Origin of the sequence: Pseudomonas sp. Irchel 3H9 (assembly GCF_900187495.1) — a bacterium.
GTDB lineage: Bacteria > Pseudomonadota > Gammaproteobacteria > Pseudomonadales > Pseudomonadaceae > Aquipseudomonas > Aquipseudomonas sivasensis.
Window position 1 is genome coordinate 583139 of record NZ_FYDK01000001.1, and the last position, 14396, is coordinate 597534.

Below are 14396 nucleotides of genomic sequence, written 5' to 3' on the forward strand. Positions count from 1 at the left end.
GGTGCGTTTTTTCAAAATATTGGGCGTGTTGCTGCTGCTCGGCGGTGCTGTTGCCGTGGGCGTATGGCGAGGCTGGGTGCCGCTGCCCGCTGAGTGGAACCCGTGGGCGCCGCTGGACGTGCGTGCCAGTCCGAACCTGTTGACCCGCTACAAACTGGGCCGCCTGCAGGAGGATCCGGCGTTGTGCGACGAGGTGCTGAAAACGTCCGGTCTGCGTGTCAGTCATCAGGCGGACACGCCCGCAGACGCCGCCTGCCCTTTGCGCAATACCTTGCGCGTGCAGGGCGCAGAAGTGGCATTAAGCAGCAGCTTTCTCGCCAGTTGCCCGTTGGCGGTGGCGTTCGCACTGTTTGAGCGCCACAGCCTGCAACCGGCGGCGCAGGCGGTGTTCGGCCAGGCGGTCACGCGGGTCGATCACCTGGGCAGCTTTGCCTGCCGCAATATCTATGGTCGGGCCGAGGGGCGGCTCAGCCAGCATGCTTCGGCCAATGCCCTGGATATCGCCGGGTTTCGGCTGGCGGATGGGCGCAGTATCAGCGTGCTCAAGGATTGGCCGGGGGAGGGCGCCAGCGCACGGTTTTTACGTCAGGTGCGCGATGGTGCCTGTGATGATTTCAACGTGGTGTTGAGCCCGGATTACAACGCCGCGCACCGCAACCATTTCCATCTGGACATGGGGCGTTGGTGGGTGTGTCGCTGAGGCTCAGGCGGCCAGGCGCAGGTTGTTGGCGATCAGTGGGCGTGCCCAGTGGTAGTCGAAGTCCAAGGCCTTTTGTTGGGCCACCAGCTCTTCGATCGGGTACGGCGTGGCGGGCGGCGGCAGCAAGTCCAGTTCGAACTCCGCGATCGGCAGGTGCAGAGGACGAGGTTGCGGCGCCGGGCTAGGCTCAGGCAGCGGTTGGCCTGCGGTGAGGACGATAGGGCGTACCCAACTGCTTTCGAAGTTCTGTTGGCGCTGCTGGGCGACGATTTCTTCGTCCGGGAACGGAGTTGCAGCCGGAGGCAGCAATTCGGTTTCGAATTCGGCGATCGGCAGGAAAAGTGGCTCAGGCGGAGCGATTTCAGTGTCCTTCACGTCGCACTCACGCTGCGTGAGGATCTGCGACAGCAGGTCGGCGCCTTCGTGGGGTTCTACCGCAGGGTCCACCGGCGCCTGGGCGGCTAGCGCGCCCGGCGTATCCCCGAGCTGCTCGGCCAGCGCTCGGGCGAAGAAGTCTTGCCACACATGACTCACCCCGGCCAGCGCTTGAGTATTGCGCAGGCCGTAGTGGTTATGGGTCGGCAGTACACCGATGGTTAGGGGGAGAATGTCTGACATTTTTCTCGGTCGACGCTCAGCTCTGGCAAAATACCTGACTGTTATTTTTATCGGCCGCTGTTTGCCGATCCTTAATATTTTTGAGCGTAGTGATTCATGAGCGAACAACCAGCGGCCAGCCGCATCCAGGTCGAGGCTTTGGGCGAAGGTTTTAAGGACCGCGCCGAGCAGTGGGCATCTCTGCTTGGCTTGCCTTTACAGCTCGCGGACGCGGACTTTTCCCTGCAAGTTGGCGAGCATGGCCTACAGCTGCAACAGCTAGGTCCTGACGCGCCGGGCCCGGTGCGGGTGGACTTTGTTGAGGGAGGTGCAGCTCATCGTCGACTCTATGGTGGCGGCAGCGGGCAGATGATCGCTAAAGCCGTAGGCATCGCCCAAGGCGTGCGCCCTCGGGTGCTGGATGCCACGGCAGGCCTGGGCAAGGACGCGTTTGTGCTGGCCAGCCTGGGCTGTGAGATGAGCCTGATCGAGCGCCAGCCGTTGATCGGCGCTTTGCTCGAAGACGGCCTGGCGCGTGGCGCAGATGACTTTGAAGTGGCGCCAATCGTGGCGCGCATGAAGCTGCTCAAGGGCAACTCCATCGACGTGATGCTGAACTGGGAAGGCGAGCCGCCCCAAGTGATCTACCTCGACCCAATGTTCCCTCACCGTGAGAAAACCGCCTTGGTGAAGAAGGAAATGCGCCTTTTTCGGCCGCTGGTGGGTGATGATCCGGATGCGCCAGCCTTGTTGGCCGCCGCCCTGGCCCTGGCCAGCCATCGCGTGGTGGTCAAGCGCCCCCGCAAGGCGCCATGCATCGAGGGACCAAAGCCGAGCCATGCGCTGGACGGCAAGTCCAGCCGGTATGACATCTATCCCAAAAAAGCGCTCAAAGCCTGATGTTCAAGGCCTGTACGCCCGCATAAACAACCCTACTACCTCCTGCACATGGGCTTCGGCGGCGTGTTCACTCAGATGCCCGCCGCAGCCATACAGCAGGCAGAAATTTGCCGTGCCCTTGAGCAGGCAGAAGAAGTGCTCGGCCGCCGTGAAAGGTTTGTCGATGCTCAGGGCACCGCTCTGGTCGATCTTGCTGAGCAGGCGCTCCATGCCCTGGAGCATACGCATGGGCCCGGCTTCGAAAAAGATCTGTGAGAGTTTCACGTCCTGATTGCCGGTGGTCATCATCAAACGATGCAGGTTCACCGACTCCTCGCTGTTGATCAGCCGATGAAAACCGCGCGCGATATTCAGCAACACCGTCTCGACTGGCATGCCCTCAGGCAGTTCGAAGTACATCACCGGTAGCTGCTCTTCGCATGTCGCCACCACGGCGGCGGTGAATAAGGTCTCTTTATCGGTGAAGTGGCTGTAGACGGTCAGTTTCGACACGCCTGCCTCAAGTGCTACGGCATCCATGCTGGTGCTGGCATAACCATTCCCCAAAAACAGAGTTTTCGCTGCCTGAAGAATTGCCTGGCGTTTTGCCATGTCCTTGGGACGCCCGGGGCTATTGGTGTTAACGCGATTGTCGGACATTTTCACCTTTAATACTGGACTGGTGAGTTTGGTATTAATAACATACTGGCCAGTATAATTATTCCTAGCTTCATTTGCGAAAGGTCCTTCAGCATGCGCAGCACTTTCCTGCCCTTTGCGTTGCCTGTCAGCCTGGTCTTAATGTTGGCCGCCTGCGGCCATGAAGAACCGGCCCAGATTACCGTCCGCCCTGCCATGGTGGTGCAACCGCAACCGTCGGCACAGTCGATGGACAGCTACCCCGGAGAAGTGCGGGCTCGCTATGAGCCGGACCTGGCCTTTCGCATCGGTGGCAAAGTCAGCAAACGCCTGGTTGAAGAGGGTGAGCGCGTCAAGGCCAACCAACCGTTGGCGGAACTCGACCCCCAGGACGTGCGCCTGCAACTGGAGGCTACCCGCGCCCAAGTCGCCGCTGCCCAAGCTAACCTGAGCCTGGTCCGCGCCGAGCGCGATCGCTATAAGACCCTGATGGACCGTCAGATGGTCAGCCGTTCTCAGTACGACAATTCCGAAAACCTCTACCGATCCGGCGAAGCGCGCCTCAAGCAGATCAAGGCCGAATTCGACGTGGCCAGCAACCAAGCCGGTTACGCCGTGCTCCGTGCCCCGCAGGATGGAGTCGTCGCCAAGCGCGCCGTGGAGGTCGGCCAGGTGGTGTCGGCTGGCCAAACCGTGTTCACCCTGGCCACCGATGGCGAGCGCGAAGTGCTCATTAGCCTGCCCGAACAAGGCTTTGGTCGCTTCAAGATCGGTCAGCCGGTAGCCGTGGAGTTGTGGAGCCAGCCGGACCAGCGTTTTACCGGACGCATCCGTGAACTGTCTCCCGCAGCCGATCCAAAATCGCGCACCTTTGCCGCCCGAGTGGCGTTTACCGGCGGTAAAGTCCCGGCGGAATTGGGCCAAAGCGCTCGCGTATTCATACAGACCGAGGGTGTCGTTCCGCTGTCGGTGCCGCTGTCTGCCCTCAGCGCGGAGAATGGCGCGTCTTACGTCTGGCGTGTGGAAACGGACAATACCCTCAAGCGCGTACCGGTGCGCATTGGCGCCTTCGGCGAAAAAACCGTTCCGGTGCTGGAAGGCTTGAAACCCACCGATTGGGTGGTCGCCGCGGGCGTGCATGTGCTCCACGAGGGCCAGCAAGTGCGCCCGGTGGATCGCTCCAACCGTGTCGTGAATCTGGCGGCCAAGGAGTAGTCCCCGATGGGTTTCAATCTTTCCGAATGGGCGTTGCGTAATCGCCAGATCGTACTGTTCCTGATGATCCTGCTGGCCGTGGTTGGCACCTTGTCCTACACCAAGCTGGGACAAAGTGAAGACCCGCCATTCACCTTCAAAGCCATGGTGATCAAGACCAACTGGCCCGGTGCTACGGCCCAGGAAGTCTCGCGTCAAGTCACCGAGCGCATCGAGAAAAAACTGATGGAAACCGGCGAGTACGAGCGCATTGTCTCGTTCTCGCGCCCTGGCGAGTCCACGGTTACCTTCATTGCCCGCGACTCCATGCACTCGGCGCAGATTCCTGAGCTGTGGTACCAGGTGCGCAAGAAGATCAGCGACATCCGCCAGACCTTGCCGCCGGATATCCAGGGCCCGTTTTTCAATGACGAATTCGGCACCACCTTCGGCAATATCTATGCGCTGACCGGCAACGGTTTCGACTATGCCGTGCTCAAGGATTACGCCGACCGCATCCAGATTCAGCTGCAACGGGTAGCGGATGTGGGCAAGGTGGAGCTGCTCGGCCTACAGGATGAGAAAATCTGGATCGAGCTTTCCAACCTCAAGCTCGCCACCCTCGGCCTGCCATTGGCAGCGGTGCAGCAGGCGTTGCAGGAACAGAACGCGGTGTCCACGGCCGGCTTCTTTGAAACCCCGAGCGAGCGCGTGCAACTGCGTGTGTCGGGCAACTTCAAGACAGTGGAGGAGATCCGCGACTTTCCGATTCGAGTGGGCGACCGGACCTTTCGTATCGGCGATGTAGCTGACATTCACCGTGGCTTCAACGATCCGCCGGCACCGCGCATGCGTTACATGGGCGCCGATGCAATCGGTCTGGCCGTGGCCATGCGCGACGGCGGCGATATCCTGATATTGGGCAAGGCGCTAGAAGGCGAATTCGCACGTTTGCAGAAGAACCTTCCGGCAGGCATGGAGTTGCGCAAGGTGTCGGACCAACCGGCAGCGGTGAAAACCAGTGTCGGAGAATTCGTGCAGGTATTGGCCGAGGCATTGGCGATCGTATTGCTGGTGAGCTTCTTCTCTCTCGGCGTACGCACCGGCATGGTGGTGGCCCTGGCGATTCCGTTGGTGCTGGCGATGACCTTCGCCACCATGTATTACCTCGGCATTGGCCTGCACAAGATTTCCCTCGGCGCACTGGTACTCGCCCTCGGTTTGCTGGTGGATGACGCGATCATCGCCGTGGAAATGATGGCAATCAAAATGGAGCAGGGCTACGACCGGCTCAAGGCCGCCAGTTTCGCCTGGACCAGCACCGCCTTCCCGATGCTCACCGGCACGCTGATTACGGCGGCAGGTTTCCTGCCGATTGCCACTGCGCAATCGAGCACCGGCGAATACACCCGTTCGATTTTCCAGGTGGTGACCATCGCGTTGCTGGCCTCGTGGGTCGCCGCGGTGGTGTTCGTGCCATACCTGGGGGAAAAGCTCCTGCCGGACCTGGCGAAAATTCACGCAGCCAAACATGGCGCTGAGGGCCCGGATCCCTACGGAACGCCGTTCTACCAGCGCGTAAGGCGTTTGGTGGAGTGGTGCGTCACTCGACGTAAAACCGTGATCGTACTGACACTGCTGCTGTTTATCGGCTCAGTGGCGCTATTTCGCTTTGTGCCACAGCAGTTCTTTCCGGCCTCGGGGCGCCAGGAACTGATGGTCGACCTGAAACTGGCCGAAGGCGCGTCCCTGAGCAACACTGCCGATCAGGTCAAACGCCTGGAAGCCTTGCTCAAGGACCATGCCGGCATCGAGAACTACGTGGCTTACGTCGGCACCGGTTCGCCGCGTTTCTACTTGCCGTTGGACCAGCAACTGCCCGCCGCGAGCTTTGCGCAATTTGTGGTGCTGGCCAAAACCATCGAAGAGCGCGAAAGCCTGCGCACCTGGCTGATCGCAACCCTCAACGAACAATTTCCCGACCTGCGTTCGCGCGTCACCCGCCTGGAAAACGGCCCGCCCGTGGGTTATCCGGTGCAGTTTCGCGTGACCGGCGAACACATCGAGGAAGTTCGCGCCCTTGCACGGAAAGTTGCCGCCAAGGTTCGCGAAAATACCCACGTGGTCAACGTTCACTTGGACTGGGAAGAGCCGAGCAAAATTGTCTACCTGAACATCGACCAGGACCGCGCCCGCGCCCTTGGTGTGAGCACTGCCAACCTGTCGAAATTCCTGCAGAGTTCACTCACCGGCTCAAGCGTCAGCCAATACCGGGAGGACAACGAATTGATCGAGATCCTCCTGCGCGGCACGGTCCACGAACGCACCGAACTGTCGCTGCTGCCTAGCCTGGCGGTGCCGACCGACAACGGCAAAAGCGTGGCCCTGTCGCAGATCGCCACCCTCGAATACGGATTCGAGGAAGGCATCATCTGGCACCGTAATCGCCTGCCGACGGTCACCGTGCGCGCCGACATCTACGGCAAGGAACAACCGGCGACGCTGGTGCAGCAGATCCTGCCGACCCTCGAAGGCGTGCGGGCCGAACTGCCGGATGGCTACCTGCTGGACGTCGGCGGTACCGTCGAGGACTCCGCCCGCGGGCAGAACTCGGTGAAGGCCGGCGTGCCGCTGTTTATTGTGGTGGTGCTGACCTTGCTGATGCTGCAACTGCGCAGCTTCTCACGCACGGCAATGGTGTTTCTCACGGCGCCGCTGGGCTTGATCGGCGTCACGCTGTTCCTGCTGGTGTTCCGTCAGCCCTTTGGCTTCGTAGCCATGTTAGGGACCATCGCCTTGTCGGGCATGATCATGCGCAACTCGGTGATCTTGGTGGACCAGATCGAGCAAGACATCAAGGCTGGCCTGGCGCCGTGGCAGGCGATTATCGAAGCCACCGTCCGACGCTTCCGCCCGATTGTGCTGACGGCACTCGCGGCGGTATTGGCGATGATCCCGCTGTCTCGCAGTGTGTTCTTCGGACCGATGGCGGTGGCGATCATGGGCGGGCTGATTGTGGCGACGGCGTTGACGCTATTGTTCCTGCCGGCACTGTATGCTGCGTGGTTCAAAGTGAGGAAGGACGTCGCGTAACCATGTTGGCCACTGTTTCAGCCCTGATATTGCTACTGCTTGCCCCTGGCCCCACCAACACCCTACTGTTTCGCGCAGGTGTGTTGTTCGGGTTTCGGGCATCCTGCAAGCTCGTGCTAATCGAGTGCCTGGCGTACTTGCTGCAAGTGTCGGCATGGGGTGTGGCGCTTCTCTATCTCGCGGCGTTTTCACCGTGGGCGTTGAAGGCGACGCAACTGGCGGCGGCGTGCTACCTGCTGTATGTGTCGTGCAAATTGTGGCAGCGCAAGAACAGCGAGATCAGCCCTGGCAAAGATCGCTTCACCGGGTGGTACTTCTTTTTGTTGACGGTCATGAATCCCAAGGGCTTGCTGATCGTTTCCTTTATCGCTCCGTCCAATACGTTCACCGCCGCGCAAGGTTATGCCGAGTTCATGGGGTTATTGGCGTTGGTGGTTGTGCCGGTAGGGGCTGCTTGGGTGTTGTTGGGGAGTCGCTTCGAAGGGATGCAGAAGAGTTGGCTCACGCCCTTGAAGATCAATCGAATCACGTCGATTGCCATTGGCTGCTTCGCAACCTTGATGATGGGCCGACTGGCCGATTCAGTTTTTCACTAGAATCGCTCCCCGTTGCAGGGAGCGATCCTTGCGCTGCTTATAGTGCTCCAAACACCTTCTTCGCCAAACTCGTCGCTGCAGCGGCCGGGTTCTTGCGAATCGTCTCTTCCTGCTGCGCAATCATCTTGAACAAACCATCCAGCGCCTGTTCGGTCACGTAGTTTTCGACGTTGGCGCTCTTGGCATCCACCGCACCAAAGGCTGCCGCTTTGCCCGCCAGGGCGTTGTACTGCTGGGCCACGCCGACCTTATCCGTAGCGGCCTTGACGATCGGCAGGAACTTGGCGCGGATTGCATCGCGCGAGCTTTTGTTCAGGTATTGGGTGGCCGAATCCTGGCCGCCGCTGAGAATGCCTTTAGCGTCGGTCACGCTCATGTTTTTCACGGCGTTGACCAGGATCGGCTGGGCCTGGGTCACAGCGGTTTCAGCCGCTTTGTTCATGCTGGTTTCCAGTTGCGTAACCTGGTCGCCCATGCCGAACATTTTCAACTTCTCGGCGACTTTGCCCAGTTTGCCCGGCAGGCCGATCTTCACTTCAGGGTTGTCGCTGAAACCGCCGGGTTTGCCCAGTTGTTTCACTGCGATCTGTGCGCCTTGGGTCAGGGCATCCTTAAGGCCGCCGCTGGCGTCGCCTTGGGACAGGCTACTCAGGTCCAGGGCCATGGCGTTGGCGCCGAGCAGCAGGCCGGCACACAGAGCAGTGAGGCGAAGGGAGTTACGGAGCATTTGCGCTTCCTTATGATCTGGAAAATATCAGTGTGCGACCGCATCAACCCGCAGGCGCAGCGGCTGCGGATCCTGGCCGTTGAGCTGCACGGCGTGACGTTCGGTAGTGATAAACAGTAGCTTGCCATCCTGTTCGATGCGAGCACTCACCGAATAACTGTGACCCGGCTTGATCTGTGCCGGGTCGTAATTCAGGTGAAACGGCAGCGGTACCTGGCCTTTGATCGGGCCTTTCTGTTCCGCAAGGATCACGGCCGGGGCGTCCATAAGGGACACGTCCTGCAGGCTGACACTCAAGGTTGCTGTTGGCGGCAGGGCGATGCGTTGCAGGTAAAACACTTCGCCATCGAGGCTGGCCTTGGGGGCAGGGGTCATGGATTGGCAAGCTCCCAGCAGGGCGGTCAGGCCCAGGAGGATGATCTTTTTCATGGTGCGGCTCCTTGTCAGCGACGCCAGCATCCCGCTGGCGCCTTATTCAATCTAGCGGGTTTCTTCAGGCTCATCCGGTTGTTCGGCTGCGCCATCAACACGATGCAGGGCCACCTGGCGAATCGACAGGCGAATCTCAGCCGGCAACACCCGTTTGGCCGCGCCTTCTGCCAGTTCGCCGAGCAGATCGTGATAACTCAGTTTGCCGGCCTCATCGCGACGCAGCACATCTTGTTCCAGCAGCGTCTGGATGAAGTGTCGGAAAAGGCTCTTGTCGAAGAACTCCGGGGCATTGAGGCCATGCAGGATCGACAGGCGCTGGGCCATGATCGTGCACAGGTCCTCCAGCTCTTCGGCGCTGATGGTGTTCTGGCCGCTGTTGAGCAGCAGCGAGATTGCCATGTAGAAGCGTTGCAGGGTCTGGGCGATGCTCTTGGACAGCAGCGTCAGCAGTACGAATTGCCGCGAGCTTGGCGCCGGGCGCAAGTACACGTTGTTTTCGAAGCGCAGCAGACCTTGTTCGACAAAGGCTTCCAGCCACTGGTCGACGACAGTGTCCAACTCCTCCAGCGACCAGCGGATAAACAGCTCCGATTGCAGGTATGGGTACAGCGCGTGGGTGTAGCGCAGAATTTGTTCGCGGCTCATCCGCGAACTGCTCTGGAAAAAACTCGCCAGCAGCGCCGGCAGGGCAAAGATGTGCAGCACGTTGTTGCGGTAGTAGGTCATCAGGACGGCGTGCTGCTCGTCCAGGTAGACAATCTTGCCGAGGGCGTCGCTCTGTTCTGACAGCAGGTCCATGTCCTTGACGTGCTTGATCAGCGCCAGGCCATCCCCCTCGGGCAGAGTGGTGTGGGGTGAGTAAGGCACGCGGCGCAGCAGCGCGAGGTACAGGTCCAATTGGCGGGCCATGGCCTGTTCGTCCAACGCCAGGCGTGTGGTGGACAGCAGCGCCAGGGCCACTAGGTTCACCGGGTTCACCGCCGCCGCTTCGTTCAAGTGGCGGGCCACCCGCTCGCTGAGGCGGTTGGTGGTTTCGTTGAGCCACGCCGGCTTGTAGTTCGGGGACAGTTCCTGTGTGCGCCAGTCGGGTTGTTCGCTGTCGAGGAATTCCGCCAGCTTGATCGGCTCGCCGAAGTTGACCGCGACCTGGCCAAAACGCTGCTTGAGCGCGCCGACCACTTTGAAAATGTCGAAGATCGACTCCTTCTTCTTGCTCGCGCCGCGTAGTTCTCCGAGGTAGGTCCGGCCTTCCAGCACGCGTTCATAGCCGATATACACCGGCACAAACACAATCGGCATACGCGAGGAGCGCAGGAAACTGCGCAGCGTGATCGCCAGCATCCCGGTCTTCGGTTGCAGCATGCGCCCGGTACGCGAGCGTCCGCCTTCGACGAAGTACTCAACCGGGAAACCCTTGGTGAACAGGGTGTGCAGGTATTCGTTGAACACCGAGGTGTACAGCGGGTTGCCTTTGAAGGTGCGGCGCATGAAAAACGCCCCGCCACGGCGCAGCAAACTGCCGATCACCGGCATGTTCAGGTTGATGCCCGCGGCGATATGCGGCGGGGTCAGGCCATTCTTGAACAGCAGGTAGGACAGCAGCAGGTAGTCGATATGGCTGCGGTGGCAAGGCACGTAAATCACCTCGTAGCCTTGGGCAACCTTTTGCACGCCCTCGATGTTATTGACCTTGATGCCGTCGTAGATTTTGTTCCAGAACCAACTCAGCACCACTTCGAGGAAGCGGATCGCGGTGTAGGTGTAGTCCGAGGCGATTTCGTTGCCATAGCGCAGGGCCTGGGCCTTGGCTTTTTCGGGGCTGATTTTTTCCCGTTCGGCTTCATCCAGGATCGCCTGACGCACCAGCGGCATATTCACCAGGCCTTTGACCAGGTTGCGGCGGTGAGACAGGTCGGGGCCGATTACGGCTGTCTTCAGGTTACGAAAGTGCACACGCAGGATGCGCTGGGCCATGCGCACAGTGCGTTCGTGCCCTTTATTGTGCTCGATCAATTCACGCAGGTTGATGGGCGCGGAGAATTGCACACGGGTCTTGCGACCAAGAATCAGGATGCTCAACAGACGGCGTAGACGGCCGGTGACGGCCCAACTGTCGGCAAACAGCAGTTTCCACGGGCTGGACTCGCTCGCCGGGGTTTGGCCCCAGAACACACTGACCGGAATGATTTGTGCATTCTCTTCGGCGTGTTCGCTCAGGGTGTTGACCAGGCGAGTCAGGGTGGGCGGCGCGCCGCGCTTGTCCTGACGGCCGAGCCAGTCCGGTTCAGGCGTGAGGTAGAAGAACGCCGCCGGCTCCATCAACGGGCCAACCGATACTGGCAGCACCGGGCGCGGCAGGCCGGCCTTGGTGCACTCGGCATCGACCACCGCCAATTCGGTGATGGAGGGCGATTGCAGGACGTAGAACACCGGCCGGCTGCGGTCCAGGTTGAGGGTAAGGGACGACTGGTTGATCGTTTCCGAGCGAACCCAGAGGTACAACAGTCGGCGCAAGGTGCCAAACACCAGACGGCGGAACGGGGAGCGGGTCATAGGCGAGCTGCTTCAAGTGGAAAAAACCGAGCAGGCGCTCGGGCGCGTAGTGTGCCGTATTCGCCGAAAATCGGCAAAAAAGCAGCGATGTAAACTTGAGTTGATCGTTTTTGAGCCTGTCTTATACTCGGCAGTTCAACGCGACTGACTCAACAATAAAAAAACGTACGTGGGAGTAAGACAGATGGCAACGCGCGAAACCGGCAATGTGAAGTGGTTCAACGATGCAAAGGGCTATGGCTTTATTCAGCGTGAAGATGGCAAGGATGTGTTCGTGCACTACCGCGCTATTCGCGGTGATGGCCACCGCTCCCTGGCCGAGGGCCAGCAGGTGGAATACGCCGTGGTGACCGGCGAGAAGGGCTTGCAGGCGGAGGATGTGGTCGGTTTGTAATACGGGTTTTTGTTACACCGCAGAACCCATGTGGGAGGGGGCTTGCCCCCGATTGCAGAGTGTCAGTCACTGAACACATTGGCTGATACACCGCTATCGGGGGCAAGCCCCCTCCCACATGTTGATTGCGGTTTACCGCTCAGGCTCAGGCAGTTTTCCAGGTGATCTGCTCTTCACCGTCTGCGCTGATGCGAATCCAGGTGTCGGCGCTTTCCTCACCTTCTTCCTCGACCCACGTCCCCGGCGCGCAGCGCACTTCAACGTTCAGTGCAGCAAACGCGGCGCGGGCGCAGGCGATGTCGTCGTCCCACGGGGTCTGGTCACTTTCCAGATACAGGCTGTTCCATTTGCCTACAGCCTTGGGCAGCCAGGTGACCGGCACGTCACCGGCCTTGCACTTGTAGGTCTGGCCACGCTGGACCCAGTCGGTGCACGGGCCCAGGGCGGCGCCCAGCCAGGCGGCGATGGCCTTGTAGTCGACGTCGGCGTCCTTCAGGTAAATCTCGATATCGGGTTGGCGCATGGATATTCCTCGTTGCGGGATTCGAAAATCCATTCGCGGATACTTAAAGTCGGTTATTGAAGCACGAAATAGTCGTAACGCATCGACACGGTGACCAGCAACGGCTCGGCAGCCTCGATCACTTCGGCACGGCGCTCGGCGCTGGCGCGCCAGCCGTGGGGTGTCATGGCCAGCAGGTTGGCGCGGTCCTTGGGGTCGGCCAGGCTCAGGGTGAACTCCAGGGTTTCACTGTGCGCCAGGCTCATGCCGTCTGGCACCAGAGCCAGGTGTTTGTCGTCGGTGTACTCGCGCACTTCATCGTACAGACGCTCGCGCAGCTCCATCAGGTGGCCACTCGTAGGACCGACTTTCATCAGGCCGCCGCCGGGGCTGAGCAGGCGTTTGGCTTCCTGCCAGTCCAACGGGCTGAACACGCTGGCGAGGAACTGGCAGCTGGCGTCGGCCAACGGCACGCGTGCCATGCTGGCGATCAACCAGGTCAGCTTCGGGTTGCGCTTGCACGCACGCTTGACCGCTTCCTTGGAAATATCCAGGGCATAGCCGTCGGCGTGGGGCAAGGCATCGGCGATCTGCGCGGTGTAGTAACCCTCACCACAGCCGATGTCGACCCAGCGCTGCGGTGCGCGTTCAGCCGCCAGTTCGGCGAGGCGCTTGGCCACCGGGGCGTAATGCCCGGCGTTGAGGAAGTCACGGCGTGCTTCGACCATGGCCAGGTTGTCGCCCGGATCGCGGCTGTTCTTGTGCTGCACCGGCAACAGGTTCAGGTAACCCTGGCGAGCCCGGTCGAACCGGTGCCCGGCCGGGCAGGCTACGCCGTTTTCGACCGCGTTGAGCGGGGCGCTGCAAATGGGACAAGCGAGCATCAGGCGAGCAACTTGATCAGGGTCTGGTAATAAATTTCGGTCAGTACATCGAGGTCGCTGGCGAGGATGCGCTCGTTGACCTGATGGATCGTCGCGTTGACCGGGCCCAGCTCGACCACTTGGGTGCCGAGGGTGGCGATGAAGCGGCCATCCGACGTACCGCCGCTGGTGGACGCCAGGGTCTCGCGACCGGTGATCGCCTTGATGCTGGCAGACACGGCGTCGAGCAAAGCGCCTGGTTCGGTGAGGAACGGCAGGCCCGACAGCGCCCATTCCACATGCCAGTCCAGGCCATGTTTGTCGAGGATGGCTGCAACGCGTTGCTGCAGGCCTTCGACGGTGGATTCGGTGGAGAAACGGAAGTTGAACACCGCCGTCAGGTCACCGGGGATCACGTTGGTGGCGCCAGTGCCGGAATTGAGGTTGGAGATCTGGAAGCTGGTCGGCGGGAAAAAGGTGTTGCCGTTGTCCCAATGCTCGGCGGCCAATTCCGCCAAGGCCGGTGCGGCCAGGTGGATCGGGTTCTTCGCCAGGTGCGGGTAGGCCACATGGCCCTGCACGCCGCGTACGGTCAGCGTAGCGCCGAGGGAGCCGCGACGGCCGTTCTTGACCACATCACCTACCAGGGTGGTGCTCGACGGTTCGCCGACGATGCACCAGTCCAGGCGCTCTTTGCGCGCGGCCAGGCGTTCGATCACGGCTTTTGTGCCGTGGTGCGCCGGGCCTTCTTCATCGCTGGTGATCAGGAAGGCAACCGAGCCCTTATGGTCCGGGTAGTCGGCTACAAAACGTTCCGAAGCCACCAGCATCGCGGCGAGGCTGCCTTTCATGTCGGCTGCGCCACGCCCGCAGAGCATGCCGTTTTCGTCGATCAGCGCGTCAAACGGGTCGTTCTGCCAGGCCTGTATCGGGCCGGTCGGCACTACGTCAGTGTGACCGGCGAAGCACAGCACCGGACCTTCGTGCTTACCGTGGGTAGCCCAAAAGTTGTCCACGTCTTCGATGCGCATCGGCTCCAGCGCAAAACCAGCGTCGCCCAGGCGCTGCATCATCAGCTTCTGGCAATCGGCGTCGATCGGTGTGACCGAGGGGCGACGGATCAGGTCGATGGCAAGTTGAAGGGTCGGCGAAAGGTCGGCATGGGCCGTCATGGGAAAACTCCGGAAAGCATGTTTGGAAGAGCAGGGCGGGCGGACAAAACGGCCG

14 protein-coding genes are annotated in these 14396 nt (G+C 60.8%); 6 read left to right on the forward strand and 8 right to left on the reverse strand.

What is annotated here, in order from left to right:
• Position 1: 1 nt before the first annotated feature.
• Positions 2–700: an extensin family protein gene (locus CKW32_RS02815; protein ID WP_032891703.1), complete on the forward strand. Its 699-nt coding sequence runs from the start codon at positions 2–4 to the stop codon at positions 698–700.
• A gap of 3 nt (positions 701–703) precedes the next feature.
• On the opposite strand, the gene CKW32_RS02820 is transcribed toward CKW32_RS02815, so the two are convergent.
• Positions 704–1318 carry an energy transducer TonB gene (locus CKW32_RS02820; protein ID WP_095183994.1) on the reverse strand — a complete coding sequence of 205 codons (615 nt, stop codon included), beginning with the start codon at positions 1316–1318 and terminating at the stop codon, positions 704–706.
• A 96-nt stretch (positions 1319–1414) separates the two neighbouring features.
• On the opposite strand from CKW32_RS02820, the gene CKW32_RS02825 reads away from it, so the two are divergent.
• A complete protein-coding gene (locus tag CKW32_RS02825; protein WP_095183995.1) occupies positions 1415–2197 on the forward strand; it encodes a class I SAM-dependent methyltransferase in 783 nt (260 codons plus the stop codon).
• Between the two features lie 3 nt (positions 2198–2200).
• On the opposite strand, the gene CKW32_RS02830 is transcribed toward CKW32_RS02825, so the two are convergent.
• The gene (locus tag CKW32_RS02830) at positions 2201–2836 is read right to left on the reverse strand and encodes a TetR/AcrR family transcriptional regulator (RefSeq protein WP_032891696.1); all 636 of its coding nucleotides are present in this window, start codon (positions 2834–2836) and stop codon (positions 2201–2203) included.
• A gap of 93 nt (positions 2837–2929) precedes the next feature.
• Between CKW32_RS02830 and CKW32_RS02835 the strand changes: the two genes are divergently transcribed.
• The 3 genes from CKW32_RS02835 to CKW32_RS02845 are packed head-to-tail and all read left to right on the forward strand — an operon-like array spanning position 2930 to position 7698.
• Entirely contained in the window at positions 2930–4030 is a 1101-nt protein-coding gene (locus CKW32_RS02835; protein ID WP_095183996.1) for an efflux RND transporter periplasmic adaptor subunit, read from the forward strand.
• A gap of 6 nt (positions 4031–4036) precedes the next feature.
• On the forward strand, positions 4037–7102 hold the full coding sequence (locus CKW32_RS02840) for an efflux RND transporter permease subunit (protein WP_095183997.1): 3066 nt from the start codon (positions 4037–4039) through the stop codon (positions 7100–7102).
• 2 nt (positions 7103–7104) lie between these two features.
• Positions 7105–7698: a LysE family translocator gene (locus CKW32_RS02845; RefSeq protein WP_095183998.1), complete on the forward strand. Its 594-nt coding sequence runs from the start codon at positions 7105–7107 to the stop codon at positions 7696–7698.
• A 37-nt stretch (positions 7699–7735) separates the two neighbouring features.
• Here the strand turns inward: CKW32_RS02845 and CKW32_RS02850 are convergent, their stop codons facing one another.
• Genes CKW32_RS02850 through plsB form a run of 3 tightly spaced genes read right to left on the reverse strand, consistent with a single transcriptional unit; the run spans position 7736 to position 11410 of the window.
• Positions 7736–8425, reverse strand: coding sequence for a DUF4197 domain-containing protein (locus tag CKW32_RS02850; RefSeq protein ID WP_032891686.1), 690 nt, complete (start codon positions 8423–8425; stop codon positions 7736–7738).
• A gap of 27 nt (positions 8426–8452) precedes the next feature.
• A complete protein-coding gene (locus CKW32_RS02855) occupies positions 8453–8854 on the reverse strand; it encodes a YbaY family lipoprotein (protein WP_095183999.1) in 402 nt (133 codons plus the stop codon).
• Between the two features lie 51 nt (positions 8855–8905).
• The gene (plsB, locus tag CKW32_RS02860) at positions 8906–11410 is read right to left on the reverse strand and encodes a glycerol-3-phosphate 1-O-acyltransferase PlsB (protein ID WP_095184000.1); all 2505 of its coding nucleotides are present in this window, start codon (positions 11408–11410) and stop codon (positions 8906–8908) included.
• A 184-nt stretch (positions 11411–11594) separates the two neighbouring features.
• Between plsB and CKW32_RS02865 the strand changes: the two genes are divergently transcribed.
• On the forward strand, positions 11595–11804 hold the full coding sequence (locus CKW32_RS02865; RefSeq protein WP_032891681.1) for a cold-shock protein: 210 nt from the start codon (positions 11595–11597) through the stop codon (positions 11802–11804).
• A gap of 145 nt (positions 11805–11949) precedes the next feature.
• On the opposite strand, the gene CKW32_RS02870 is transcribed toward CKW32_RS02865, so the two are convergent.
• The 3 genes from CKW32_RS02870 to dapE are packed head-to-tail and all read right to left on the reverse strand — an operon-like array spanning position 11950 to position 14341.
• A complete protein-coding gene (locus CKW32_RS02870) occupies positions 11950–12327 on the reverse strand; it encodes a hypothetical protein (protein ID WP_032891679.1) in 378 nt (125 codons plus the stop codon).
• A 53-nt stretch (positions 12328–12380) separates the two neighbouring features.
• The gene (locus CKW32_RS02875; protein ID WP_032891677.1) at positions 12381–13190 is read right to left on the reverse strand and encodes a putative RNA methyltransferase; all 810 of its coding nucleotides are present in this window, start codon (positions 13188–13190) and stop codon (positions 12381–12383) included.
• On the reverse strand, positions 13190–14341 hold the full coding sequence (dapE, locus tag CKW32_RS02880) for a succinyl-diaminopimelate desuccinylase (protein WP_095184001.1): 1152 nt from the start codon (positions 14339–14341) through the stop codon (positions 13190–13192). The genes CKW32_RS02875 and dapE overlap by 1 nt, the downstream gene beginning before the upstream one ends.
• Positions 14342–14396: the final 55 nt, after the last annotated feature.

Coding starts and splice junctions, on each gene's coding strand:
- CKW32_RS02820 (WP_095183994.1), bottom strand. CDS start 1,318: ATGTCAGACATTCTCCCCCTAACCATCGGTGTACTGCCGACCCATAAC.
- CKW32_RS02825 (WP_095183995.1), top strand. CDS start 1,415: ATGAGCGAACAACCAGCGGCCAGCCGCATCCAGGTCGAGGCTTTGGGC.
- CKW32_RS02830 (WP_032891696.1), bottom strand. CDS start 2,836: ATGTCCGACAATCGCGTTAACACCAATAGCCCCGGGCGTCCCAAGGAC.
- CKW32_RS02835 (WP_095183996.1), top strand. CDS start 2,930: ATGCGCAGCACTTTCCTGCCCTTTGCGTTGCCTGTCAGCCTGGTCTTA.
- CKW32_RS02840 (WP_095183997.1), top strand. CDS start 4,037: ATGGGTTTCAATCTTTCCGAATGGGCGTTGCGTAATCGCCAGATCGTA.
- CKW32_RS02845 (WP_095183998.1), top strand. CDS start 7,105: ATGTTGGCCACTGTTTCAGCCCTGATATTGCTACTGCTTGCCCCTGGC.
- CKW32_RS02850 (WP_032891686.1), bottom strand. CDS start 8,425: ATGCTCCGTAACTCCCTTCGCCTCACTGCTCTGTGTGCCGGCCTGCTG.
- CKW32_RS02855 (WP_095183999.1), bottom strand. CDS start 8,854: ATGAAAAAGATCATCCTCCTGGGCCTGACCGCCCTGCTGGGAGCTTGC.
- plsB (WP_095184000.1), bottom strand. CDS start 11,410: ATGACCCGCTCCCCGTTCCGCCGTCTGGTGTTTGGCACCTTGCGCCGA.
- CKW32_RS02865 (WP_032891681.1), top strand. CDS start 11,595: ATGGCAACGCGCGAAACCGGCAATGTGAAGTGGTTCAACGATGCAAAG.
- CKW32_RS02870 (WP_032891679.1), bottom strand. CDS start 12,327: ATGCGCCAACCCGATATCGAGATTTACCTGAAGGACGCCGACGTCGAC.
- CKW32_RS02875 (WP_032891677.1), bottom strand. CDS start 13,190: ATGCTCGCTTGTCCCATTTGCAGCGCCCCGCTCAACGCGGTCGAAAAC.
- dapE (WP_095184001.1), bottom strand. CDS start 14,341: ATGACGGCCCATGCCGACCTTTCGCCGACCCTTCAACTTGCCATCGAC.